We start from the raw sequence: 23,127 nt of genomic DNA on the forward strand, positions 1-23,127 counted from the left end.
GAACAGCACCGCGCCCCGGCCGGGTGGAGCTGGGGCCCGGCCGGGGCGCGATGGATGGAACAGGGCCTGCCGCTAGCTGACGTTGACGTCGATGCAGGCGTAGAAGGCGTTGACGGTGTCCGCGATGTTCCAGACCGCCAGGACCTTCTGCTGACCGGTCTTGTTGCCGAAGTCGACCTGGTGGGTGACGGTCGCGCCGGGCTGCGCGCCGCCGTCGTCGAACTCGGCGATCTTCTCGCCGCCGACGAAGTACTGCCAGGTGCTGGTGGAGTGGCGGGCGGTGATCTTCCACTCGAACTCCTGCGAGCGGTTCACCGGGGTGACCGCCCAGCCCTTGGAGTCGTCGTCGAGCTCGGCGAACCCGCTGTTCCCGCCGCTGCAGCTGGTGAGCCCCTTGGGGCCTTCGACGCTCTGCGGTTCGTAGCTGATCGATCCGCAGCTGACCGTGCCGGCGGCGCACTGGGCCTGCCTGCTGGGCGGGTTGGAGATGTAGCCGTGGGCGTTGGCGGAGCTCGCCGGGAGGCTCAGGGCGAGGACCGGGGCGAGAACGGCACCGATGGCGAGGGCGGTCTTCCTCTTCGTGTGCATGCTTCTCCTTCACCTGAGACCGCACCGCGCGGTGGCGGGCCGTGGGGGGCCCGGAGTCGGCGGCGAGGCCTCGCTAGTGTGGGGCCTACGAGGCGCGAAGGGCTGCAAGTCCCTTGCCGGACAGGCCTGATGACCGGTGCCGGAAAGGCCTTGCACTTGGCCTAGACCATACTCACCGTCGCGTACGCGTCAAGGGAGCGGCGCGCGTGGCGGGTGGGGCGGCGGCCGGGCGCGGGCCGCGACGGACGGTCACCGCGCCCGGTCGCCGGGCGCCATCAGCCCTGGTCATCGCCGTAGCGGACGGTGACGCGCTCGAAGCCGAGGGAGCCCAGCAGACCCTTCAGCATGTCCGCGGTGTTCTTCTCGGCGCGGGCGGTCAGCCCGCTCTCCTTCGCCGCGTCACCGATGTGCCGGACGGCCAGCTGGTTGACCGCCTGTTCGCTGCTCGGATTGTCGGAGAAGAGGTCGCCGAGCCGGTCCAGGAGTCCGCGCTGCTTGGAGACGGCGTAGGAGCGGTCCGGGTCCAGGGCCGGCTTGCCCAGCACCGCGTGCGGCAGCCGGATCTCGGCGGTGGTCCGCTCCTCGTTGATGACGACTCCGTCCTCGGTGACCTTCCCGAGGTCGACGGAGGCGCCGACCGTACCCGCGCCGACGAAGAGCGTGCGGGTGCCGCGTACCACGTCCGGCAGGAACTTGGCGTCCTTCTCCAGGTCGACGACGACCTGGAAGTTGCCCGAGGCCGCCTCGTACGCGCTCATGTCCTGGATCGACTTGAGCACGGCGGGGCCGGACCGGTCGCGGGTCTCCTCCCCGAAGAGGCTGCCGATCCCGGGCAGCACGATGAACTTGCCGGCGGCGAAGATCAGGGCCAGAACGACCGCGCAGATGGCGACGGCCTTCAGCAGCCCACGCCCGGGACGGGGCGTGGGCTTCTTCCCGCTCGGCGGGGCGGTATCCGTGGTTGCGTCGCTGGACGTCATGGACTGCATGTGACCCGCAGGCGCGATTTCAACCCATCTCCCCTGCGAAATAAGCCAGTTCGACCAGTGCGGGTAGACGGATGCGGGCGGCGGGCCCTCAGGGGCGGCCGGACAGCTCCGTGGTGTCGTCGGAGGTCGTGGTGGTGGTCACCGAAGTGGTGACGTTGCCGATGAGGCCGAGCACCAGGAAGAGCACCACGAGCCACTTCCCGGCGCTGCTCATGACCAGCGGCCGGGTGGCGGAGCGGGAGTGCCCCTGCTCCACGACGAGGTCGTCGTCCCCGAAGAGGCCCTTGGGGTAGGCCGGGGTGAGCATCATGGCGTACGCCGAGAACCGCATCCGGTAGCGCAGGGTGGCCGCGGTCGCCTCGAACAGGGGGCGCGGCATCCGGCCCAGGACGAGGGTGATGACCCACCACACGAAGCACAGGGCCCACCAGCCGTAGATCGCGAGGCTCTGCACGATCGCCGCCGGGATCATCAGGAAGATCCTGAACAGCACCGCCAGGCGGTTGAGAGCCGTGGGCCGTACGTCGATCTGGACCGGGTAGTCCGGCGGCGGGTTCAGCGCGAAGGGCGGATAGCGGTCGATCAGCAGCATCTGGCTCGCCGAGACGCGCATGTCGTACCCGAGGAACTGAGCCAGGAACCGGAAGACCGGATCGGGCAGCCGCCCCAGCACCAGGGCGGCGAACCAGCCCACGATCACGGTGAAGAAGGCCGCGATGTGCAGGAAGAACAGCACGATGAAATGCGGGATCAGGAGCAGCAGTCGGAAGAAGACCGTCAGCCGGCGCTGCCGGCCGGGTTCGACGATGTCGAGAACGGGCCTGAACTCGTCGGCGTCGGTCTCCTTGCGGCCCGGGCTCCACCGGCCGTCGGCCATGTCGCTCCTCCTCGGCAGGGGGTCCGTACGGCGGCAGCGCGCAGGACATGCCCCCCACGCTGCGGCCGCACGGCACGGGCCGCAAACGGCCGCGGCCCGAACGGGTGGAGGAGCGTGCCGGTGGGGGCGGCCGGGCCCGAGGGCGTCATGCACCGCTGGGACGAGCGGCCTCACGCCGCCGGGCAGTCGCGGCGTGCCCTCCCGGACGGGCTGGGGCAGCACTGGCCCGCCGGGCGGGTCCGGCCCGTCGGGCGGCGCTGTGCCGTCCGCGCGGCGGGAGGGGAAAAGGGCGCCCCCTGGGGTCAGCGCCTGCGGAGGCGGTTCAGGAGGGTGCGGCCGGAGCCGGGCTGCGTGCCGCCCACGGTGGGGCGACCGCTCGAACCCTTGGGCTTCGTCAGGCGCGTGCCACCGGTCCGCGCCGCTGCCTTGGACGGCTCCTTCGCCTTGGCCGTGCCCCGGGCACTCGTCCCGGTCCTCGTCGTCCCTGCCTTACTCCCGGCCTTCGTGCTGGCCTTCGTCCCGGTCTTCGTGCCGGTCCGGGACGGCTTCAGCCTCCCCGCCGCCTCAGGCTCCGCCGCGGGCTCGACCGCCTCGGCCTTCGGGTCGTGGGCGCGCTTGTGATAGCTGTGGCTGATCCGGCGGCCCAGCACGAGGTAACCGAGCAGGGCGCCCGCCGTGTTGAGGATGACGTCGTCGATGTCGAAAGCACGGCCGGTGACCAGGGCGCCCTGGACCAGCTCCACGATGATCATGACGGCGGCGGTCAGCACCGTCATGCTGATCATCCGCAGGCGGCGCGGCACGAGGAACGGGAGCAGCAGCCCGAAGGGCACGCCGAGCAGCAGGTTTCCGCCCGCCTGCTTGCACGCGGCGAGGAAGGTGTAGTCCTCGGCGTACTGGCGCAGCGACCGGCCCGGCTGGAGATTCGAGGTGATCAGGTCCTCGGAGGCCGGGGAGGGGGTGAGGGTCACCTTGGCCAGGAGGACGGAGAACACCACCAGCCCCAACAGCACCACGGTCAGGACGGTCATCCTCAGCAGCACGCGCGCCCATGCCCCCTGTCGCGCAGGGGGGTTCGTCTCTGCAGTCATGGCGGACAGTTGCCCGCGCCGGGGCGGAAAACACCCGGGTGGACGTCCGAGCCTGAAAATCGCCCGGCCGTCCGGTGCCGCCTGCGACGATGGGCCCATGAGCCTACGTGAGAAGAAGGACCTGCTGGCCGAGACCGACCGGCTGCGCGAGGAGGGCCGGGCCGGGGAGGCGCGTGAGCGGCTGCTCGTCCTGACCGCCGAGTTCCCCGACGACGCGGAGGTGGCCTACCGGACCGCGTGGGTCCACGACGTCCTGGGCCTGGAGACCGAGGCGGTGGCCTACTACGAACGCAGCCTGGCGGGGACGGGGCTCGGCAGGGAGGACCGGCGGGGGGCGCTGCTGGGTCTCGGCAGCACCTACCGGGTGCTGGGGCGGTACGGACAGGCCGTGGAGACGCTCCGCCGGGGCGTCGAGGAGTTTCCCGACGACGGGGCGCTGCAGTCGTTCCTGGCGATGGCCCTGTTCAACACCGAGGAGCACCACGAGGCGATGCAGCTGCTGCTGCGGCTGGTGGCGTCGACGAGCGACGACCGGCAAGTGCAGCAGTACCGGCCGGCCATCGAGCACTACGCGAAGGATCTGCACGAGACCATGTGACCCGGGGCATCGCCGGCAGGGGACGTACCCGTACGCGGCGCGCCGCGTCGGCGGCGGAGCGCGGTCCCGCAACGCGTACCTACCGAGAATGCTCGGGTGCACTCCCCTCCCCCGCCCCCGTCCCCCTCGTCCGCCGCGCCCCGGGCCGACGGCCTCTCCCGGCGGGGAGAGTGGGCGCTGCTGCTCCTGTCCGCGGCTTCCGGGGCGGCGGACGCGTTCGTCTTCCTCTGTGTGGGCCAGGTCTTCGCCGGGGTGATGACCGGGAATCTGGTGCTGCTCGGGGCCTCGGCGGCCGGAGCGGGTGAGGACGGGGTGGCGCTGCGGGTGGTCACCGCCCTGGCGGCGTACGTCTGCGGGGCCGCGGCCGGTGCGCTGATGGCAGGGCTCCCGCCGGGACTGACGCTGCTGACCGAGTCCGTCCTGCTCGGGGTGGCCGCCGTGCTGTGGGGGTTCGGTCTGGTGGCGTCGTACGGTGACCGCCTCGGGCTGCTGGCCCTCGTGTCGCTGGCGATGGGCGTCCAGGGGCGCATCCGGGTGGCGCCGACGAACTATTTCACCGGGACCCTCACCTCGCTGGCCGGCCGGACGGCGGCGCGGGAGCTGACGCCGGGGGACGTCTGGGTGGTGGGCCGGCTGGGGGCGGCGGTGGCCGGTGCGGGGGTCGCGGCGCTGGCGGAGCGGTGGTGGAGCCCGGGGGCCGCGCTGGGTCCGGTGGCGCTGGTGGCCTCGGCGCTGGTTCTCGAAACCGCGCCGCGTGGGGGCCGGGACAGGGGGAAGCCCCGGCCGGATCGGGGGAATCCAGCCGGGGCGGCTTGAGTGCGGGGATGAAGGGCGGTCACCTCTCGGCGAGGGGCTCCATGGGGCTTCGGCGGTGCGAACTCTCCCCATGGGCTGTTGGTGAGGCCCGGGGACACCGTCCCCCTCACACCCACGTATAGATGAACGATAAACCATCTCGGACCGTTCCCGGGAACCCTCCCCCGCGGATGTGATCCACGGCACGGAATCCCCGGTTCCGCCGTCTGCCGAAGAGCAGATGCGATCAGCTCCGGGACGCCCCATCGGTGCCGTAGCGGCGCCGGAACCGCTCCACGCGGCCGGCCGTGTCGAGTACCTGACGACCCCCGGTGTAGAACGGGTGGCTCGCGGACGAGGTCTCGACGTCGATGACGGGGTAGGTGTTGCCGTCCTCCCATGCCACGCGCTCGCCGGAGTCGGCGGTGGAGCGGGTCAGGAAGGCGACGTCCGCCGAGCGGTCGCGGAAGACCACGGGGCGGGAGACGGGGTGGATACGAGGCTTCATCGATGCGTTCCTTCCTCACCGCGGATGGCGGTGACGGTGGCGTACGGGAGTGCTTCCGCTCGGGTCGGCTCCGCCCGGTCAGCGGGCTTCGCGGAAGAGGACGTGCTGCCCGGCGGCGGGGTCGAACTTGCGCAGTTCCAGCCGGTCGGGGGTGTTGCGGCGGCTCTTGCGGGTGACGTAGCTGTGGCCGGTGCCGGCGGTGGACCGGAGGGTCACGACGGGCCTGAGCTCGCTGCGTGCCATGGGCGCCTCCTGCGGGACTCGACGACCCCACCTCTCATAACGGGAATGGGATTCGTTTTCGTTCTGGTGGAGTAACGCGCCATACCCCGTCGGCATTCCCGGCCGGGTCACACCGGCGCCGGCAGCCCTCAGGGCCGTGCCCTACCCCCTTACGCCCCGCGCTCCACGGCATCCGCGGCCGCCCGGAAGCGGGCACCCTCCTTCTTCCCGGCGGACCGGGACGGGCCGACAAGGCCGCTCAGCGCGACGAGCCGGAAGATCAGTGCGCGAACCAGCATCTGACGCCAGCGGGGGTCGCCGCCCCCGCCCGCCGTGAGAGCGGGGGCGGGGCCGTACCAGAGCAGGCCGTCGCCGATCACCACGGCCTCCGCGTAGAGAGCCGGGCGCCAGTAGGGGGAGAAGTCGATGATGACGGGGTCCTGGCCGGGCGCGAAGAGGACATTGCCGGCGAGGTCGCCGTGGACGATCTGCGGCGCCGCCTCCACGGGCCGCCGCAGGGCCAGCAGCCGCCCGAACGGCTCGGCGAGCTCCGCGACGATGTCGGCCTCCTCCTCGCCCCAGGCGACGCGGTCGGCCACCGCCCAGGGGTGGGTACGGCGGGCGAGGAAGCCGGGGCGGGGCTCCTCCCGCAGGGCGGCATGGAAGGCGCGCCCCGCGGCGACGACGCCGGGCCACTGTCCGCTGGGGCCGGGGCGGCCGTCCATGAACTCGGCGGCCGTCCAGCCGTCGACCACACCGGCCCCCTCGGCCGAACGCAGGGGTCGCGGCACCCGGAAGCCGGCGCCCCGGGGCAGCCGCTCGAAGAGGGACACGGCCCACTCCGACTCCCCCTCGGTCCCCTCCGCGGGCTTCAGGACGGCCCCGCCGACGCGGACGCTGCGTCCCTGACCACCGGTCAGCGGCTCGGGGGTGCCGCGCAGGCCGAAGGCGTCGAGAACGGACTGCGGGGGAAGGGGGGCACGCGGCTGTTCGGGCATGCGAGGCATCCTGCCGGTCGGCCCCGCCGCACGCACCCGGATTCACTTTGGGCTCGTCCGTCGCGGGGGCCTATGCCACCGGGGCTGACCAACACCCCTTATCCGTACGCCCGTTCGGCGGATCACCGTCTCCGCACAGCCTGTGGCATATGCCATAAGCAACAACCCATCGAGTGTTGTCGAATCCCTTACGGGCCGCCGCGGCCTGTGCGACAGTCGATAGCGGTCGACCCCTGAGACCCGGCCGCACCGCGCCTGTATCGGAGTACGAGATGCCGTCCCATCTGTTCGCGGACCGCCCCGCACCACAGCCCCCCGCGCACGATGCCGTCGACGCCTTGATCCACCGGGCGCGCCAGCTGCGCGGAGACGTGGACGCCGTGGGACGGAACGCGGCCGTGAGCGACGAGGACGACCCCCAGGCTCGCTGGCAGCGCGCCCTGTGCGACCTGGCCGTCCAGCACCTCGACACCCTCGACCAGCATCTGGGCCAGCTCAAGACCGGTCTGCCGGCCCGGCGCCCCGCCGCCCGGGACGGCGACGTACCCCCGGACGGCCCGTCGGCCGGTTCCGCGCCGAACCGGGTGGGCAGCGCCGAATGGAACCTCCTCACCGACGAGGTCAGCTGGTCGGACGAGTTGTACGAGATCTTCGGCCGGCCACCCGGTTCGCCTCCGCTGTCCCTGGACGACCTGCCGTCCGTGCTGTTCCCGGACGACCAGCCCAAGCTGACCTCCATGGTGACCGGCTGCCTCGTGGACGGGCAGCCGATGGACGGGGAGTTCCGCATCGTGCTCCCCGACGGCCGGGTCCGCACGCTGCACATGACGGGAGAACCGGTCCTCGACCCGGAGGGCTGCACCGCCTCCATGTGGGCCGTGCTCCGGGACGTCGGCGAGCTGCGCCGCAGCGAGGAGACCGTCGGCCGGAACCGGGATTCGGCCCGCCGTGACGGGCGTACGGAACACCGGACGGCGGAAGAGCTCCAGGAGACCGCGCTGCCGCCCTGGCGCGGCCCGTCACACCTCGCCCGGCAGGGCCCCGGCGTCCTGGACATCGCCGCCCACCACCTCCCTTCCGCCTCCGGCGGCCTCATCGGCGGCGACTGGTACGACGCGATGGAACTGCCCGACGGCGGGACCCTGCTGGCCGTCGGCGATCTGACCGGGCCCGCGATCCCCGCCACCTCGGCCCTGGCCATGGTGCTCGGCGCAGTGCGCGGCATGGCTGTCGCCGGCGTCCGGCCGGGCGCCCTGCTGGGGCACCTCGACCACCTCCTCGAAACATCGATGCGACCCGCCCTGGGCAGCGCCCTGTGCTGCCATGTCGATCCGGCGACCGGCCTCCTCTCCTGGGCGCAGGCGGGACACCCCGCGCCACTGCTCTTCCGCGACGGAACGGGGCGCCGGCTGCCTCCCCCGGAGGGGGCGCTGCTCGGTGCCGCGTCCCGGCTCGCCCATGAGCAGGACGAGGTGCGCCTGCTCCCCGGCGACGTGCTGGTGCTGCACACGGACGGCCTGACGCGCCGCAGCGGCCCAGGTGCGGGCCCGGAGCAACTGCTCGCCCTCGCCCCTCTGTTCGCACAGGCCCGTGACGCACAGGAGTGTGTACGGGGTGTGGTCGAGGAGTTCGGCGGGGCCGAGCGCCTGGACGACGCGTGTGTGCTGGTCGCCCGCATCGGGGCATGAGGGAGCGCGAGACCGGCCCTCAGGGCTGACTGCGCGTCATGACGGTGGGTACGCGCGGCGGTTACGGCCTCCGCCGGCGGACACGTAGGGGAATCAGGCCTGTGTACCCCTGGCCTTTTTGGTGACGGGGCTCTGCGGCAGGGAGAGTTCGATCTGCTCGCGGAGGTCCTGGATCTTGGCGTATCCCGCGAACTGGCCGGTGAGCCGGTACATTTCGCGCAGCCGGTCCCAGGTGCGGTGCGAGGAGGTCTCCCCCATCGACACCAGCGCGAGCCGGGCGTACCGGTCGCCCTGTTCGGGGTCGTTGGCGATGAAGCAGGCCGAGGCGAGCGAGATGTGGTCGAAGAGCTTGGACCGCTGACGTCCGTTGACCCGCAGCTCCAGGGCCTGTTTGGCGTGGCGCTGGGCGATGGACGCCGCACCGGGGTCGTGCTCGGCCAGAGTGCGGAACGCCAGGGCCTGCATGCCGTGCATGTCGGCCTCGTCGAACATCTGCATCCAGCTCGGGGTCGGCACATCGCCCTTGTCCGAGACGAAGAGCTCCTCCGCCTCGCCGAGGGTGCGCCGCATGGCCTGGCCCCTGCCCATCGCCGCCTGCGCCCAGGCCTCGATGGTGCGCAGCATCGCCTGTGTACGGGGCAGGGTCTCCTCGCCCGAGCCGGATTTCGCCAGCTTCATCAGGTCGAGGGCATCGTCGGGGCGGCCCAGGTGCACCATCTGGCGCGCGGCGCGGGAGAGCGCCTCACCGGCGCGCGGCCGGTCGCCGCCCTCCCTGGCCGCGTGGGCGGCGATGACGAAGTACTTCTGGGCGGTCGGTTCGAGGCCCACGTCGTGGGACATCCACCCGGCCAGTACGGCGAGGTTGGCGGCGACGCCCCACAGGCGGCGCTGGAGATGGTCGGGGTGGCGGTAGGCGAGCATGCCGCCCACCTCGTTGAGCTGGCCCACGACGGCCTTGCGCTGGAGTCCGCCGCCACGGGAGGCGTCCCAGGCGCGGAACACCTCGACGGAGTGCTCCAGGGCCTCGATCTCCTCGGAGCCCACGGGCGCGGCCTCGTACCGGTCGAAACCGGCGGGGTCGGCGTGCTGGGGATCGTTGGCGCGTGGCGCGTCGGCCGCCAGGACGGGGTCGCTGTGCAGCCAGTCGTACATAGGGCCTGCGATGGTTGAGCCGGCGGCGAGCGCGGCGCCCGCACCCACCAAGCCGCGTCGGTTGAGCATGAGGTCCATTCCCGTGAATTCGGTGAGGACCGCTGCCGTCCGTTCGGGCGCCCACGGCAGTTGATCGGGGTCGTGTTCCGTACCCGAGTCCCGCCGTTTCCCCACACGCCCGCGTCGGCCGAACCCGAGGTCCTCGATGGTCACGACACGGCCGAGCCGCTCGGTGAACAGGGCTGCCAGCACTTCGGGCACGGGATCACGGGGGGACTCCCCCATGTCGATCCAGCGCCTGACCCGCGAGGTGTCGGTGGCCAGCTGCGGGTGGCCCATGGCCGCCGCCTGCCGGTTCACCATTCTCGCGAGTTCGCCCTTGGACCAGCCGGCCAGGCCGAACAGGTCGGAAAGACGGGTGTTGGGTTCTCCGGTCACGTCAAGCCCCCAGGTTCTCGGCTGACTTGACACTAACCCCCTGTCAGATGCGCCGGGACTATTCGCCAGGGTTCGCCAGGGTCCGCCAGATGGTCTGCCACCCGTGACCCGGTGTCAGGTAGGAAAGCGCCACCCCGCCCGGCAGCCCTAGGTACTCCCCAGGGTGCCGAACGGCCGTCGGCCGGGTTGGCGCACGTAACTTGTCGGCGCACGAAGGGATCTGTCTCGCCCATGTACACAGCATCGTCCTCCGTGTCCGCCCCGCCCCGGCCGCTCCGTTCCATGGGGACGGGCGGCGGGCCGTATCTCGCCCCCCACGCCGGTGCGCCGGCGCAGGGCCTGGGCCGGACCCGGCGGGCGGCGGGACCGGGTGCAGGACCCCTCAGCGGACGAATCGACCTCTCCGGGCCGCAGGGCGCGCAGGTGCGGATGGCCATCGCCTCCGTGCAGCGCATCTGCCCCGAGTTCAACCCGGTCCAGGTCCTGCGGCGCAGCGGCCGCTCCGTGCTGATCGTGGGCACCACCGGCCGGGCCACCGCCGTCGCGAAGTGTTTACTGGACCACTCCCCCGCCTGGACGGAGCGGTTCCAGCACGAGATAGCGGCGTACCGCGCGTTCGTCCGGCACCGCCCCCCGGTTCGGGTGCCCCGGCTGATCGCGGCGGACCCGGAGAACTGCACGCTGGTGATCGAGCGGATGCCCGGCCGGGTGGCGGCGCTGACCCGGCACCCGGCGGAGGCGCCGCCGCGGGCCGACATCCGTGCGGCGCTCGGCGCGATCGCCCGGGTGAACGCCTGGCGACCGCCGCCCGGGCTGTTCGAGGCGCCGCTGGACTACGCCTCGCGGATCTCCCGCTACCACGAGCTCGGGCTGTTCACCGACCGCGACCTGGGCGACCTGCAGAAGCTGCTGCACGGCCTGGCCCAGGCGGGCGGCCGTCAGTCCATGGGTCAGTTCTGCCACGGTGACGCGCTGCTCTCCAACATCCTGCTGTCGCCGACCGGGCCGGTGCTGGTCGACTGGGAGCACGCGGGCTGGTATCTGCCCGGCTACGACCTGGCGACCCTGTGGACGGTGCTCGGTGACGCCCCGGTGGCGCGGCGCCAGATCAGCCAGCTGGCGCAGGCGAGGGGCCCGGCCGCACGGGACGCGTTCCTGGTCAACCTGATGCTCGTCCTGACGCGGGAGATCCGTAACTACGAGACGGCCGTGCAGCGCACCATGCGGGAGGCGCCGTCGGTGAGCGCGGGCCAGGACCGGCCGGGGGTGCTCTCCTCGGGCGAGGAGCAGCGGCTGCTGCTGCGCAGGCTGCACGACGACTGCGCGATGGCGCGGCGGGCGGTGCGGGCGGCGGTCGGGACGCGCTGAGCCCGCGGGCGCGAGGGCGCCGAAGAGCCACTGTGCAAGGGAAGCGCGCTGCGGGACCGGTGCCGACACACCGCTCCCGCAGCGCGCTGTGCTGTTCTCCGATGCCCCCGTAGACGGCCCCGCTCCGTGACAGAGCGCTGACCGGCTGCCATCCGGAGGCCGCCCCCAGGTGAGGCGCGCCACGAGACCCACGTCACCTACGAGCTTCGGTAGTGGGCGCGGGCCCTCCACCACGGCGCCACGAAACGACCAAAGCGGTCATTCACCCCAATCTCCTATCAGAGGTAGTAAATAGGGTCATTGCTTCCTGTCCTGGCGGACGTTAACCATGGATCCCGGCAAGCACCGAGACCGAGCCTGCGACGAGCGCCCACCGGCGGTCGGCAGCCGAAATCCCCTCGGTCTCTGCTCACGCGGCCCCAGGCCGCAGATCCCGTCCCCAACAGGAAGAGCTCACGCATGCCCCGCACCATCCGCATCACCCGCTCCCACAAGCTCGCCACCGCCGTGCTCGTCGCGGCCGGTTCCGTCACGGCCATCACCGCGACCGGCGGGCAGAGCGAGGCACAGCCCGCCGCGGCCAAGTCCTCCGTCGCCGCCGAGAAGATCGCCACCGGCGTTCCCACGGCGAAGGAGATCGCGTCGAAGAGGGCAGCCGCCGACACCGCGGCGAAGAAGGCCGCGGCCGAGCGGAAGGCCGCCGCGGAGAAGGCCGTGGCCGAGCGGAAGGCCGCTGCCAAGAAGTCCGCCGAGAAGGCGCACTCCGAGAAGCAGACCGCCAACCGCTCCACCGAGCGCAAGGCCGTCGCCGCGCCCAAGCAGTACAAGAACAACCTCGACGGCTGGATACGCGAGTCGCTCGACATCATGAAGAAGAAGAACATCCCCGGCTCCTACGAGGGGCTGCACCGCAACATCCTGCGCGAGTCCAGCGGCAACCCGAACGCCGTCAACGACTGGGACGTCAACGCGCAGAACGGCATCCCCTCCAAGGGCCTGCTCCAGGTGATCCAGCCGACCTTCGACGCGTACCACGTCAAGGGCACCCCGAAGAAGCTCACCGACCCGGTGGCCAACATCACCGCCGCCGCCAACTACGCGGCGGACAAGTACGGCTCCATCGACAACGTCGACTCCGCGTACTGAGTCCGGGTCGATCCCGCCCGCCGGGCGGACCGCCGCCGAAAGGGCCGAACCAGACCGCGATCATCTGACTAATCGCCCTGGTGCGTGCCCCGGTTGGCCGAAGGGTAGAGCTGGCGCGGACACCACTGGTCCGCGCACCCACCACTGCGCGGAGGCTTCCGGAAAGGCCTGACGCACATGGCACAGCCCTTCTCACTGCCGGACTTCTATGTTCCGTATCCGGCACGGCTCAACCCTCATGTGGAGGCGGCACGGACGCACACGCGTCAGTGGGCCCGCGGCATGGGGATGCTGGAGGGATCCGGCATCTGGGAGGAGAAGGACCTGGAGGCGCACGACTACGCTCTGCTCTGCGCCTACACCCACCCCGACTGCTCGGCCGAGGCACTGTCCCTGGTCACCGACTGGTATGTGTGGGTCTTCTTCTTCGACGACCACTTCCTTGAGCTGTTCAAGCGCACGCCCGACCGCGAGGGTGCCAAGCGGTATCTGGACCGGCTGCCCGCCTTCATGCCGATGGAGCGCGGGGCCGCGACCCCCGAGCCGGAGAACCCCGTCGAGGCGGGCCTCGCCGATCTGTGGGAGCGGACGGTTCCCGCGATGTCGGACGCCTGGCGGGCCAGGTTCGCCGAGGCGACGGAGAACCTCCTCAACGAGTCGATGTGGGAGCTCTCCAACATCAACGAGGGCCGCATCGCCAACCCCGTCGAGTACATCGAGATGCGCCGCAAGGTGGGCGGCGCACCCTGGTCGGCCGGACTCGTGGAGTACGCGGCCAACGCCGAGGTGCCGGCGGCGGTGGCCGACGCCCGCCCCCTGCGGGTCCTGCGCGACGCCTTCTCCGACGGGGTTCACCTGCGCAACGACCTCTTCTCGTACCAGCGCGAGGTCGAGGAGGAGGGCGAGAACAGCAACGGGGTCCTCGTCCTGGAGAGGTTCCTCGGCTGCTCCACGCAGGAGGCCGCCGAGGCCGTCAACGACCTGCTGACCTCACGGCTCCACCAGTTCGAGAACACGGCCCTCACCGAACTGGGCCCGCTCTGCGCGGAGAAGGGCCTCGACCCGGCGCAGACCGCTTCCGTCCTCGCGTACGTCAAGGGGCTCCAGGACTGGCAGTCCGGCGGCCATGAGTGGCACATGCGCTCCAGCCGCTACATGAACGGCGGCGGGGCCGGTGAGGCGGTGGCGGGCTTCGGCATGTCCGCCGCCTCGATCAAGTTCACACCGCGTTCGGAGACGGCGCGCGCCCGCAGCCACAGCCATCTCCCCTTCCGGCACGTGGGCCCCTCCCTCGTCCCCGACCTGGAGCTGCCGTTCGGGACGACGCTGAGCCCGCACCTGGAGGGTGCCCGGGTCCGGCTCGTCGACTGGGCCCGCCGGATGGGCATCCTGGAGGCGCAGCCGGGGATCCCGGGTTCGCACATCTGGGACGAGGACCGGATCCTCGCGATCGACCTCCCCCTCTGCGCGGCGGGCATCCACCCGGACGCCTCACCTGACGAGCTGGACATCTCCTCGGCATGGCTGGCCTGGGGGACGTACGGTGACGACTGGTTCCCCGTGGTGCACGGGCGGACCAGGGACCTGGCGGGGGCGCGGCTGGCCAACGAGCGGCTCTCGCTCTTCATGCCGCTGGACGGTGAGGCCGCCCCGGAGCCGGTCAACGCGCTGGAGCGGTCGCTCGGCGACCTGTGGCGCAGGACCGCGGGACCGATGGACCCGGACGCGCGGCGCACCTTCCGGACCGCGATCGAGTCGATGACCGAGAGCTGGCTGTGGGAGCTGGCCAACCAGGCGCAGAACCGCATCCCGGATCCGGTCGACTACGTCGAGATGCGGCGGGCGACCTTCGGTTCGGACCTCACGATGAGCCTGTGCCGGCTCGGGCACGGCAGGACGGTGCCGGACGCGGTCTACCGCAGTGGCCCGATGCGGTCGCTGGAGAACGCCGCGGCGGACTACGCGTGCCTGCTGAACGACCTGTTCTCGTACCAGAAGGAGATCGAGTACGAGGGCGAGGTGCACAACGGCGTCCTGGTCGTGCAGAACTTCTTCGGGGTCGACTATCCGACGGGCGTGGCCATCGTGCACGACCTGATGAAGTCGCGGCTGCGGCAGTTCCTGCACGTGGCGGAGGTCGAACTGCCGGTGCTGTACGACGACTTCGGCCTGGACGCCGAGGCGCGGGAGGTGCTGGCGGGCTATGTGCAGGAGCTGAAGCACTGGCTCGCGGGCATCCTGATCTGGCACCGGGGCTGCCGCCGGTACCGCGAGGAGGACCTGCGGCGCGGCCACGGCGCCCCCTGGCACCTCGGCGGCCCCACGGGGCTCGGCACCTCGGCGGCTCAGGTGACCCGGCTGATGGCCGAGCTGGCGGGCAGCAGGGGGTAGGCAGTACCGAGCCCGGCCGACGGCCGGCCGTGCGCACCTCACGGCCGGCCGTCGGCGTCCTGTGCGCAGGCATCGAATGCGGCGGGGCACCACGAGGGGGCATGAAAAGGCCGCGGCCCCACGAGGGCATGGGAAGAGGCCGCCCGGCATATTCGGGCGGCCTATGCAGTGACGTTTCAGCCCTGCTGGAACAGCTCTGCGGGCAGCGGCTTGAGGAGGGTGTAGAGGTCGTCCGTGATGGGCCGGTCCCAGCTGGCGATGGTCACGAGCACCCCGTCGCTGCGGTCGAACTGGACGCAGGCGATCCGGCTCTCCGAGAGCTTCACCCGGCGGACGATCAGCAGGTTGTCGCCCTGCATCACGGGGACGTCCTCGCTGCTGACGACCTCGATCGGCTCGTCGTTCTCCAGGGCCAGCAGGAGCTGCGCGACCTCGAAGGGAACCTGGCCGTCCTCGGTCTCGCGGGCGGGCGATCCCTCCGGGAGATTACCGATGATCATGGCCGGGCCGCGGCCGCCGTACAGGTCGTACCGGAGGAAGACGCCCTGGCAGCTGCCGTCGGGCGCGGGGAGCAGACCGGCGCCGAGGTTGCCGGGCCAGTCCCCCGGGTCCATGGCCAGGACATCGAAGTCCGGGCCCGCGGGTGTTGCGGCGCTACGGCGGCGGAGGAAGGACATGCTGCCATGTTACGTGGCCCGGCTCACGTTGCGGAGCCGGGCCCGGAGCGGAACCCGGCCCCGGCGCCCGCGATTCCCTCCGGCCACCGGCGGGAATCGCGGACCCCGCTCCGGCGGCGACTCTTCCGCGTGGAATCGGCGCAAGTTCGCCCGCCCGGGGCTCCCATGACGCATACCGTTGGGTCCACCGCCCTGCCCCGCCCGTCGAGGCAGCGGCGAGTGCGGCGATGCGGGTACGGCGACGGGCCGGGAGAGAGGACAGGATGACGGTGGAGGGCACTGTGAGCGGGCTGGAGGAGCGGGCGGTGGGGCGCGCGTGGATGGTGCGCCTGGACCCGGCGGACCGGGGCGGTGCGGCGGTACGCGTCTCATGCGGCCGCCCGGCCTGCGCTCCTCAGGTCCTGCCCTCCGCCGCCGTCGGCCGCACCGCCGCCGTCGCCCACCTGGCGACGCATCTGCGGGCGGCCGCCGGGCCCCGCCCCGAGGCGTACTGCGCCTGCCGGGCCGAGGAGTGCCACACCCACACCCGGGAGACGGGTCCGCGTGAGCGGGCCACGCCGTCGCGGTGCGGCGGCCCCGTCGTGATGGCCGTCATCAACGACCGGCAGGGCCGCTGGTGGCGGGCCCTGGAGTGCTGCGCCCGGTGTGCGGCCGCCCACCCCTCCGCGAGGATCGTCGCCACCGCCCCGGCCGCCGCGAGCCCGGCCCCCACGCCAGGAGCCCGTCCCCCGGCCGGCCGGCCGCCCGTCCCGGCCGGGCCGCAGTTCTCCCACGCCGCCTCGTCCCCGGCCGCCGTCCCCCGGGCGGTGCCCGCCCCCCGCCCGAAGCCCCGGCGCAACCGCCGGACCGGGAAGATCGCGCAGCGGATCGTGCCGCACGATCTGCACCCCGTCGCCCTGCGCGATGAGCTGATCGAGTTGGGCGACCTCTTCCGCGCCTACCAGCAGCGCCCCGAACCGGACCTGGCGCAGCTCGCCGAGCTCCACTCCCGCAAGGCGGTGGCCTTCACGAGGTGGTGGGAGGTCACCGGTGAGACCGATCTGCGGCTGGAGGCGCAGCGCGCGGAGCAGGCGGCCGCCGCCGCTCTCCTCCAGCACCAGCAGCGCACCGGCCAGAGCCCGGTCGGCGACGGCGAGGTCACCAGCCGCCTGCTGCCGGGGCTCACGCAGTGGGACCACGCGCGGACGGTCCTGGCCCATGTCGCCGACCACACCCCGCTGCCCGGCCCCGAGGCCCGCCTGATGGCGGTGGTGCTGACCCTGCGCTCGGCGCTCACCGGCACGGGCAACCTGGTGGGGCAGGACGTCAAGGGGCTGCCCCTGACGGAGCCCGAGGAGCTGATCGGGCGGCTCCTGGACTCCGGCTGGCTGTCCATCCCCGGTACCGCCGACGATCTGCTCGCCTCCCGCCCCGAGAGCCCCACCCCGATCACCATCCCGTCCCTGATGCCCGACGAGGACGGCGAGGGCCCGTTCGACTTCGGCAGGAAGACACGTCCCAAGCTCAGCGGATGGGCCCAGCGGGTGGTCGGGGACAGGAAGCTCCGCAAGAAGAAGACGGGGGCGGCCGTCCGGCTCCTCGCCCTGGCCCTGGCGATCCGGACCACGATCGACGGACGGCTGGGGCCCGAGGGCGAGGGCATCGACACGGCGGTCCTCACCTCCTGGTGTGCCGTCGACTCCGGCGAGCTGGAACCCCTGGTGGAGCAGCTGACCGCGGCGGACTGGCTGGAGGAGGCCGCCGTCACCGACGGGCGTCTCACGGGCCGGCTCGCCGAGCGGGTGCTGCCGCTCAGCTGCCCCCTGCCCTGAAGCCCGCCCGCCTCACCCCGGCGGGGGCTGCGATCCGACGAGCCACATGGCGAAGAACTGCGCCCCGCCCCCGTAGGCGTGGCCGACCGCCCGGGTGGCCCCCTCGATCTGGTGCTCGCCCGCCCGTCCCCGTACCTGGAGAGCCGCCTCGGCGAAGCGGATCATGCCGGACGCGCCGATGGGGTTGGTGGAGAGCACTCCGCCCGAGGGGTTGACCGGGAGGTCCCCGTCGAGTTCGGTGACGCCCGCCTCGGTGAGCTTCCACCCCTCGCCCTCCCCGGCGAAGCCGAGGTTCTCCAGCCACATCGGCTCGTACCAGGAGAACGGGACGTACATCTCGACGGCGTCGATCTCCCGGCGCGGGTCGGTGATCCGGGCCTGCCGGTAGACGTCGGCCGCGCAGTCCTTGCCGGCCTGCGGGGAGACGAAGTCCTTGCCCGCGAAGAGCGTCGGTTCGCTGCGCATGGCGCCGCCGTGCACCCAGGCCGGCGGGTGCGGTGCCCTCCTCGCGCCCTCCCGGTCGGTGAGGATCATCGCGCAGGCCCCGTCGGAGGAAGGGCAGGTCTCGGAGTAGCGGATCGGGTCCCAGAGCATGGGCGAGGCCTGGACCTTCTCCAGGGTGATGTCCGGGTCGTGGATGTGCGCGTAGGGGTTCTTGAGCGCGTTGCGGCGGTCCTTGTACGCGACGAGGGAGCCGACGGTGTCGGGGGCTCCCGTACGGCGCATGTACGCGCGCACGTGCGGGGCGAAGAAGCCGCCGGCCCCGGCCAGCAGCGGCTGCTGGAACGGCACGGGCAGCGAGAGCCCCCACATGGCGTTGGACTCGGACTGCTTCTCGAAGGCGAGGGTCAGGACGGTCCGGTGGACGCGTGCGGCGACGAGGTTGGCGGCGACGAGCGCGGTCGATCCGCCGACGGAGCCCGCCGTGTGGACGCGGAGCATCGGCTTGCCGACGGCGCCGAGCGCGTCGGCGAGATACAGCTCCGGCATCATGACGCCCTCGAAGAAGTCGGGCGCCTTGCCGATGACGACGGCGTCGATGTCGCTCCAGGTCAGTCCGGCGTCGGCCAGGGCACGGACCGCCGCCTCGCGGACGAGTCCGGCGATGGAGACGTCGTGCCGGGCGGCGACGTGCTTGGTCTGGCCGATGCCGACGACGGCGACGGGCTCCTTAGGCATGAGCGGTCTCCCCTTCCAGGACGGCGACCAGGTTCTGCTGGAGGCAGGGCCCGGAGGTGGCGTGGGCGAGGGCCCGGTCGGACTCGCCGCGGTGGATACGGGCGGCGGCCTCGCCGAGCCGGATGAGGCCCGCCGCCATGATCGGGTTGGCGGCGAGCGCCCCGCCGGACGGGTTGACACGGGTGTCGTCGCCGAGGGTGAGGGCCTTGCGCAGGACGACCTCCTGCGAGGTGAACGGGGCGTGCAACTCGGCTGTGTCGACGGGCCGTTCGAAGGCCCCGGCGTGCTGGGCGGCGAGCCGGGTGGAGGGCGAGTCGGTCAGATCGCGGACGCCGAGGCTGTGGGCCTCGATGCGGTGGTCGATGCCCCGGATCCAGGCGGGCCGTGCGCACAGGGCGCGGGCGGTCTCCCCGACGGCGAGGATGACGGCGGCGGCGCCGTCGCCGATGGGCGGGCAGTCGCCGGTGCGCAGGGGGTGCACGAGGTGGTCGCCTGCGGGGACGTCGCCGGTGAGCTGGGCGTGCGGGTTGGTGGTGGCGTCGGCGCGGCTGCGGGCGGCGATGGAGGCCAGGGCCGCCTCGTCGGTGTCGCCCGCGTCGATGAGGGCCTGCGCCTGGAGGGCGGCGAGTGCGACGGAGTCCGGCCAGAGCGGGGCGAGGTAGTACGGGTCGAGTTGGCGGGTGAGGACGTCGCGGACCTCGCCGGGCGAGGACTTGCCGTACGAGTAGACCAGCGCGGTGTCCGCCTCGCCGGTCATGATCTTCACCCAGGCCTCGTACAGCGCCCAGGCCCCGTCCATCTCGACATGGGACTCGGAGATCGGCGGGTGGGCGCCGACGCCGTCGAGGGCCATCGTGAAGGAGAAGGCGCGACCGGCGAGGTAGTCGGCGGAGCCGGAGCAGGTGAATCCGATCTCGTTGGCCTTCAGCCCCGTCGCTCCGAGCACCTCGTGGAGGACGGGCATCAGCAGGTCGACCTCGGAGAGTTCGTCGGTGCGCCGCCGGTGCGCGGTCTGGGCGAAGGCGACGATCGCCACGTCTCGCATCTACACCAGCTCCTTGTACGTGTCGTAGTCGGCATCGGGTTCGCCGGTGGGCCGGTAGTGGTCGGGGTGGGCGGTGCCCTCAGCCCAGACGGGCTCGACGCGCAGCCCCATGCGGACCTGGTCGTACGGGATGCCGGCGATGCGGCCGTGGAGGGCGAGGTCGGCGCCGTCGAGGGCGATGTGGGCGTAGACGTAGGGGACTTCGATGTCCAGGTTCTTCGCTTTGATGTTGACGATGCAGAAGGTGGTGACGGTCCCGCGCGGTCCGACCTCGACCTGTTCGGCGGTGGCGATGCCGCAGGTGGGGCAGGCCCCGCGCGGCGGTACGTAGACCTTGCGGCAGGCGGGGCAGCGTTCGCCGACGGTGCGGTGGCCTGCGAGCGCCTTGAGGTAGGCACTCTGCGCGCGGCCCGGGGAGTGGACGTAGTCGAGGCGGGCGGCGGCGACGATGCCGGTGACGGGGTCGGTGAACTCCCCGTCGTGCGGCGCGGGTTCGTCGGGCCCTGCCGCACCGTCGTACGGCTCGAAGCAGGCGATGTCGGTGATGGCGCCCGTCCGTGTCGCGGCCCAGCGGATACGGACCCGCATCCCGGCGTGCACGGCGTCGGGTCCGGGCGCGTCCAACGCGTGCAGGAGGGCGGTGTCCGCGCCGTCGAGGCGGACGAGCACCCAGGCGAACGGAGTCCCCAGCGGCTGGTTGCGGCGGGGGGACGGGTTCCAGGCCCAGGTGGTGACCGTGCCGGTGGCGGCGACCTCAACGAGTTCGCGGAGCTCGTTCGCGGTGACGGGGTCGTACTCGACGGGCGGTACGAGGACCGTGCCCTCGTCGGTGCGGACGCCCAGGACGGTGCGTTCGCGCAGCCCGGTGAGGAAGGCGCTCTGGACGGGGCCGAGGGAACGGGTGAAGGGGAATTCGACCACCAGCGGGGCGCTGAGGACGTCGGTCATGGCACTCTCCAAAGGCTCAGGGCTCAGGCGCGCCGGTAGACGGGCGGGCGCTTCTCGGCGAAGGCGCGGGCGCCCTCCTTGGCGTCCTCGGTGGCGAACACGGGCCAGCCGCGCTTGAGTTCGGCGGCCAGCGCCTCGGTCTCGGTCAGCTCGGCACCCTCGTAGACGGAGGCCTTGACGGCCTCGACGGCGAGCGGCCCGCAGGCGTTGATCCGCTCGGCGACGGCGAGGGCCTCCTCCAGGGCGGTGCCGTCGGGCACGACGCGGCCGACGAGCCCGATGGCGCAAGCCTCGTCGGCGGTGTACGGACGGCCGGTGAGCAGCATTTCGAGGGCGTGGGTGCGGGGGATCTGGCGGGGCAGCCGGACGGTGGAGCCGCCGATCGGGAAGAGGCCGCGCCGGACCTCGAAGAGCCCGAAGGTGGCCCCCGCCCCGGCGATACGGATATCCGTTCCCTGGAGGATCTCGGTGCCGCCGGCGACACACGGCCCTTCCACGGCGGCGATCACCGGTTTGCGCGGGCGGTGGTGGCGGAGCATCGCCTTCCAGTGGAGGTCCGGGTCGGCGGCCATCCGCTCCCGGTACTCCTCCCCCTCCATCCCGCCACCCGCCAGCGCCTTGAGGTCCATGCCGGAACAGAACGCACCGCCCGCCCCGGTCAGCACGACGGAGCGCACCTCGTCGTCGGCGTCGGCCGCGAGCCACCCGTCGTACAGGCCGACGAGCATCGGCAGCGACAACGCGTTCCTGGCCTGTGGTCTGTTCAAGGTGAGCACCAGCGTGGCGCCCCGGCGCTCCACGGTGAGGTGTTCCGTACCGCCCATGACCAACTCCCGTCTGCAGACCTGGAACAGGTTGCAGTAGGCGGGGTCGCAGTTCAATAGTTTTCTGACAGCTCGTCAGATTCTTTCGACGGCACCCCTTCCCACTTGTGCCGCCCGGCGCTCTAATGACGGCCGAGTCGCCAGTCATCCGGGGTCAGGAGGAACGGTGGAGTACAACCTTGCCGACCTGTTCGAGTCGGTCGTGGACGTGGTCCCCGACCGCGAGGCGCTCCTGTACGTGGACCATCCCGGCACGGGTGCCGAGCGGCGCCTCACCTACGCCGGGCTCGACGCCGCCGCCAACCGGATCGCCCACCACCTCATCGGTGCGGGCCTCCGCCCGGGCGAACATCTGGGGCTGCACCTCTACAACGGCATCGAGTACCTCCAGACGGTCCTGGGGGCGCTGAAGGCGCGCCTGGTGCCGGTGAACGTCAACTACCGCTACGTGGAGGAGGAGCTGGTCTACCTCTACCGGGACGCGGACCTGGCGGCGCTGGTCTTCGACGGCGAGTTCGACGAGCGGGTGGCAGCGGCGTCCGCGCAGGCTCCCGGCCTGCGCCACCTGGTCCGGATCGGACCCACAGCCGCGCCCACGGGCCTGGAGGCCATGCCCTTCACCGAGGCCGAGGCGTCCGGATCCCCCACACGCGGCTTCCAACCACGATCCGCGGACGACCAGTTCATCATCTACACCGGAGGCACGACCGGGATGCCGAAGGGGGTGATGTGGCGTCAGGAGGACCTGTTCTTCTCCGGTCTGGGCGGGGGCGCGCCGACCGGTGAGCCGGTGAAGAGCCCACAGGAGCTGGCGGAGCGGGTGGCGGCGGGCGGTGACGGCATCACTTTCTTCCCCACTCCCCCGCTGATGCACGGCACCTCCACACTGACCGCCTTCATCGGGTTCAACTTCGGCCAACGGGTGGTCGTGCACCGCAAGTTCGTCCCCGAGGAGGTGCTGCGGACGATCGAGAGGGAGAAGGTCACCAGCGTGTCGCTGGTGGGCGACGCGATGCTCCGTCCGCTGATCGACGCCCTCAACGGTCCGCTGCGCGGGACGGACTGCTCGTCGCTGTTCTCCGTCTCAAGCTCCGGGGCGATCATGTCGGATTCGGTGCGGGCGGAGTTCCAGGCGCTCGTGCCGACCGTGATGCTGCTCAACAACTTCGGCTCGTCCGAGTCCGGCTTCAACGGCACGGCCACCGCGGACTCGGGCCCGGAGCACGGCTTCCGGGTCCAGGTCAACGCCCGTACGGCCGTGGTCGACCCGGCGACGTACGAGCCGGTGACGCCGGGTGAGGTGGGCCGCATCGCCCAGCGCGGCCATGTACCGCTCGGCTATTACAACGACCCGGCCAAGACCGCCGACACCTTCTTCCGCAAGGGTGATGAGCGGTGGGTGCTGCTGGGCGACATGGCGACCGTGGACGCGGAGGGCATCGTCACCGTGCTCGGCCGGGGCTCGCAGTGCATCAACACCGGCGGGGAGAAGGTCTATCCGGAAGAGGTGGAGCAGGCGCTCAAGTCCCACCCGGACGTGTACGACGCGCTCGTCGCGGGCGTGCCGGACGAGCGCTGGGGCAGCCGGGTCGCGGCCGTCCTCGAACTGCGCGAGGGGGCAAGGGCGTTGGACCTCGAAGCGGTACAGGCCCACTGCCGGACCCGGCTCGCCGGGTACAAGATCCCGCGCGCCCTGGTCCTCACCGACCGGATCCAGCGCTCGCCGAGCGGCAAGGCGGACTACCGCTGGGCGAAGGCGGTGGCGGCGGCCGGCACAGCGGGGTGAGGCGGCCG

The 23,127-nt window shown here is 72.0% G+C and carries 21 protein-coding genes; 8 read left to right on the forward strand and 13 right to left on the reverse strand.

The genetic code is table 11. The annotated features are described in order from the left end of the window. Positions 1–72 precede the first annotated feature (72 nt). The 4 genes from D6270_RS00805 to D6270_RS00820 form a co-directional block, all read right to left on the reverse strand. Positions 73–588 (reverse strand): lytic polysaccharide monooxygenase auxiliary activity family 9 protein, encoded by a 516-nt coding sequence (locus D6270_RS00805; protein ID WP_109167708.1) that lies wholly within the window; start codon positions 586–588, stop codon positions 73–75. A gap of 275 nt (positions 589–863) precedes the next feature. Next, positions 864–1,568, reverse strand: a complete 705-nt coding sequence (locus D6270_RS00810; RefSeq protein ID WP_109167837.1) for a DUF4230 domain-containing protein — start codon at positions 1,566–1,568, stop codon at positions 864–866. 97 nt (positions 1,569–1,665) lie between these two features. Beyond that, the gene (locus tag D6270_RS00815) at positions 1,666–2,454 is read right to left on the reverse strand and encodes a DUF4389 domain-containing protein (RefSeq protein ID WP_109167707.1); all 789 of its coding nucleotides are present in this window, start codon (positions 2,452–2,454) and stop codon (positions 1,666–1,668) included. A 302-nt stretch (positions 2,455–2,756) separates the two neighbouring features. Then, positions 2,757–3,485: a VanZ family protein gene (locus tag D6270_RS00820; protein ID WP_225976740.1), complete on the reverse strand. Its 729-nt coding sequence runs from the start codon at positions 3,483–3,485 to the stop codon at positions 2,757–2,759. A 157-nt stretch (positions 3,486–3,642) separates the two neighbouring features. On the opposite strand from D6270_RS00820, the gene D6270_RS00825 reads away from it, so the two are divergent. Both D6270_RS00825 and D6270_RS00830 read left to right on the forward strand, forming a co-directional pair. Beyond that, entirely contained in the window at positions 3,643–4,143 is a 501-nt protein-coding gene (locus D6270_RS00825; protein WP_109167705.1) for a tetratricopeptide repeat protein, read from the forward strand. Positions 4,144–4,323: 180 nt separating this feature from the next. Further along, the gene (locus tag D6270_RS00830; protein WP_109167836.1) at positions 4,324–4,959 is read left to right on the forward strand and encodes a DUF1275 family protein; all 636 of its coding nucleotides are present in this window, start codon (positions 4,324–4,326) and stop codon (positions 4,957–4,959) included. Positions 4,960–5,185: 226 nt separating this feature from the next. Here the strand turns inward: D6270_RS00830 and D6270_RS00835 are convergent, their stop codons facing one another. From D6270_RS00835 to D6270_RS00845, 3 genes are all read right to left on the reverse strand, one after another. Further along, entirely contained in the window at positions 5,186–5,446 is a 261-nt protein-coding gene (locus D6270_RS00835; RefSeq protein WP_109167704.1) for a type B 50S ribosomal protein L31, read from the reverse strand. Positions 5,447–5,524: 78 nt separating this feature from the next. Beyond that, a complete protein-coding gene (gene rpmG / locus D6270_RS00840) occupies positions 5,525–5,689 on the reverse strand; it encodes a 50S ribosomal protein L33 (RefSeq protein WP_109167703.1) in 165 nt (54 codons plus the stop codon). A gap of 149 nt (positions 5,690–5,838) precedes the next feature. After that, entirely contained in the window at positions 5,839–6,666 is an 828-nt protein-coding gene (locus tag D6270_RS00845) for a phosphotransferase (RefSeq protein ID WP_109167702.1), read from the reverse strand. 272 nt (positions 6,667–6,938) lie between these two features. On the opposite strand from D6270_RS00845, the gene D6270_RS00850 reads away from it, so the two are divergent. After that, complete coding sequence (locus tag D6270_RS00850; protein WP_109167701.1) at positions 6,939–8,354, forward strand: PP2C family protein-serine/threonine phosphatase; 1,416 nt, start codon at positions 6,939–6,941, stop codon at positions 8,352–8,354. A gap of 93 nt (positions 8,355–8,447) precedes the next feature. Here D6270_RS00850 and D6270_RS00855 read toward each other — a convergent pair whose 3' ends face one another. Further along, on the reverse strand, positions 8,448–9,944 hold the full coding sequence (locus D6270_RS00855; RefSeq protein ID WP_109167700.1) for a DNA-binding protein NsdB: 1,497 nt from the start codon (positions 9,942–9,944) through the stop codon (positions 8,448–8,450). Positions 9,945–10,175: 231 nt separating this feature from the next. On the opposite strand from D6270_RS00855, the gene D6270_RS00860 reads away from it, so the two are divergent. The 3 genes from D6270_RS00860 to D6270_RS00870 all read left to right on the forward strand — a co-directional run bounded on the left by D6270_RS00860 (position 10,176) and on the right by D6270_RS00870 (position 14,849). Further along, entirely contained in the window at positions 10,176–11,312 is a 1,137-nt protein-coding gene (locus D6270_RS00860; RefSeq protein WP_109167699.1) for an aminoglycoside phosphotransferase family protein, read from the forward strand. A 459-nt stretch (positions 11,313–11,771) separates the two neighbouring features. Further along, complete coding sequence (locus D6270_RS00865) at positions 11,772–12,458, forward strand: transglycosylase SLT domain-containing protein (RefSeq protein ID WP_109167698.1); 687 nt, start codon at positions 11,772–11,774, stop codon at positions 12,456–12,458. 177 nt (positions 12,459–12,635) lie between these two features. Continuing rightward, the gene (locus D6270_RS00870; RefSeq protein ID WP_109167697.1) at positions 12,636–14,849 is read left to right on the forward strand and encodes a terpene synthase family protein; all 2,214 of its coding nucleotides are present in this window, start codon (positions 12,636–12,638) and stop codon (positions 14,847–14,849) included. Positions 14,850–15,025: 176 nt separating this feature from the next. On the opposite strand, the gene D6270_RS00875 is transcribed toward D6270_RS00870, so the two are convergent. Then, a complete protein-coding gene (locus tag D6270_RS00875) occupies positions 15,026–15,526 on the reverse strand; it encodes a hypothetical protein (RefSeq protein ID WP_093694429.1) in 501 nt (166 codons plus the stop codon). 263 nt (positions 15,527–15,789) lie between these two features. Here D6270_RS00875 and D6270_RS00880 point away from each other — a divergent pair, with 263 nt between their 5' ends. Then, positions 15,790–17,337, forward strand: coding sequence for a hypothetical protein (locus tag D6270_RS00880; protein WP_109167696.1), 1,548 nt, complete (start codon positions 15,790–15,792; stop codon positions 17,335–17,337). 12 nt (positions 17,338–17,349) lie between these two features. On the opposite strand, the gene D6270_RS00885 is transcribed toward D6270_RS00880, so the two are convergent. From D6270_RS00885 to D6270_RS00900, 4 genes are read right to left on the reverse strand one after another with little or no spacing between them, the layout of a single operon-like run. Continuing rightward, positions 17,350–18,516, reverse strand: a complete 1,167-nt coding sequence (locus tag D6270_RS00885) for a thiolase family protein (protein ID WP_109167695.1) — start codon at positions 18,514–18,516, stop codon at positions 17,350–17,352. Beyond that, positions 18,509–19,561: a thiolase family protein gene (locus D6270_RS00890; protein ID WP_109167694.1), complete on the reverse strand. Its 1,053-nt coding sequence runs from the start codon at positions 19,559–19,561 to the stop codon at positions 18,509–18,511. The genes D6270_RS00885 and D6270_RS00890 overlap by 8 nt, the downstream gene beginning before the upstream one ends. After that, on the reverse strand, positions 19,562–20,509 hold the full coding sequence (locus tag D6270_RS00895) for a Zn-ribbon domain-containing OB-fold protein (RefSeq protein ID WP_109167693.1): 948 nt from the start codon (positions 20,507–20,509) through the stop codon (positions 19,562–19,564). It lies immediately after the preceding gene. A 23-nt stretch (positions 20,510–20,532) separates the two neighbouring features. Then, positions 20,533–21,333 (reverse strand): crotonase/enoyl-CoA hydratase family protein, encoded by an 801-nt coding sequence (locus D6270_RS00900; RefSeq protein ID WP_109167835.1) that lies wholly within the window; start codon positions 21,331–21,333, stop codon positions 20,533–20,535. Positions 21,334–21,499: 166 nt separating this feature from the next. Between D6270_RS00900 and D6270_RS00905 the strand changes: the two genes are divergently transcribed. Then, positions 21,500–23,119, forward strand: coding sequence for an acyl-CoA synthetase (locus tag D6270_RS00905; RefSeq protein WP_109167692.1), 1,620 nt, complete (start codon positions 21,500–21,502; stop codon positions 23,117–23,119). Positions 23,120–23,127: the final 8 nt, after the last annotated feature.

Origin of the sequence: Streptomyces griseus subsp. griseus, assembly GCF_003610995.1 — a bacterium.
Taxonomy (GTDB): domain Bacteria; phylum Actinomycetota; class Actinomycetes; order Streptomycetales; family Streptomycetaceae; genus Streptomyces.

What these genes read in the sequence shown, in the direction of transcription:
- D6270_RS00805 (WP_109167708.1), bottom strand. Translation starts at nt 588, where the DNA reads ATGCACACGAAGAGGAAGACCGCCCTCGCCATCGGTGCCGTTCTCGCC.
- D6270_RS00810 (WP_109167837.1), bottom strand. Translation starts at nt 1,568, where the DNA reads ATGACGTCCAGCGACGCAACCACGGATACCGCCCCGCCGAGCGGGAAG.
- D6270_RS00815 (WP_109167707.1), bottom strand. Translation starts at nt 2,454, where the DNA reads ATGGCCGACGGCCGGTGGAGCCCGGGCCGCAAGGAGACCGACGCCGAC.
- D6270_RS00820 (WP_225976740.1), bottom strand. Translation starts at nt 3,485, where the DNA reads ATGACCGTCCTGACCGTGGTGCTGTTGGGGCTGGTGGTGTTCTCCGTC.
- D6270_RS00825 (WP_109167705.1), top strand. Translation starts at nt 3,643, where the DNA reads ATGAGCCTACGTGAGAAGAAGGACCTGCTGGCCGAGACCGACCGGCTG.
- D6270_RS00835 (WP_109167704.1), bottom strand. Translation starts at nt 5,446, where the DNA reads ATGAAGCCTCGTATCCACCCCGTCTCCCGCCCCGTGGTCTTCCGCGAC.
- rpmG (WP_109167703.1), bottom strand. Translation starts at nt 5,689, where the DNA reads ATGGCACGCAGCGAGCTCAGGCCCGTCGTGACCCTCCGGTCCACCGCC.
- D6270_RS00845 (WP_109167702.1), bottom strand. Translation starts at nt 6,666, where the DNA reads ATGCCCGAACAGCCGCGTGCCCCCCTTCCCCCGCAGTCCGTTCTCGAC.
- D6270_RS00850 (WP_109167701.1), top strand. Translation starts at nt 6,939, where the DNA reads ATGCCGTCCCATCTGTTCGCGGACCGCCCCGCACCACAGCCCCCCGCG.
- D6270_RS00860 (WP_109167699.1), top strand. Translation starts at nt 10,176, where the DNA reads ATGTACACAGCATCGTCCTCCGTGTCCGCCCCGCCCCGGCCGCTCCGT.
- D6270_RS00865 (WP_109167698.1), top strand. Translation starts at nt 11,772, where the DNA reads ATGCCCCGCACCATCCGCATCACCCGCTCCCACAAGCTCGCCACCGCC.
- D6270_RS00870 (WP_109167697.1), top strand. Translation starts at nt 12,636, where the DNA reads ATGGCACAGCCCTTCTCACTGCCGGACTTCTATGTTCCGTATCCGGCA.
- D6270_RS00875 (WP_093694429.1), bottom strand. Translation starts at nt 15,526, where the DNA reads ATGTCCTTCCTCCGCCGCCGTAGCGCCGCAACACCCGCGGGCCCGGAC.
- D6270_RS00880 (WP_109167696.1), top strand. Translation starts at nt 15,790, where the DNA reads ATGACGGTGGAGGGCACTGTGAGCGGGCTGGAGGAGCGGGCGGTGGGG.
- D6270_RS00885 (WP_109167695.1), bottom strand. Translation starts at nt 18,516, where the DNA reads ATGCCTAAGGAGCCCGTCGCCGTCGTCGGCATCGGCCAGACCAAGCAC.
- D6270_RS00890 (WP_109167694.1), bottom strand. Translation starts at nt 19,561, where the DNA reads ATGCGAGACGTGGCGATCGTCGCCTTCGCCCAGACCGCGCACCGGCGG.
- D6270_RS00895 (WP_109167693.1), bottom strand. Translation starts at nt 20,509, where the DNA reads ATGACCGACGTCCTCAGCGCCCCGCTGGTGGTCGAATTCCCCTTCACC.
- D6270_RS00900 (WP_109167835.1), bottom strand. Translation starts at nt 21,333, where the DNA reads ATGGGCGGTACGGAACACCTCACCGTGGAGCGCCGGGGCGCCACGCTG.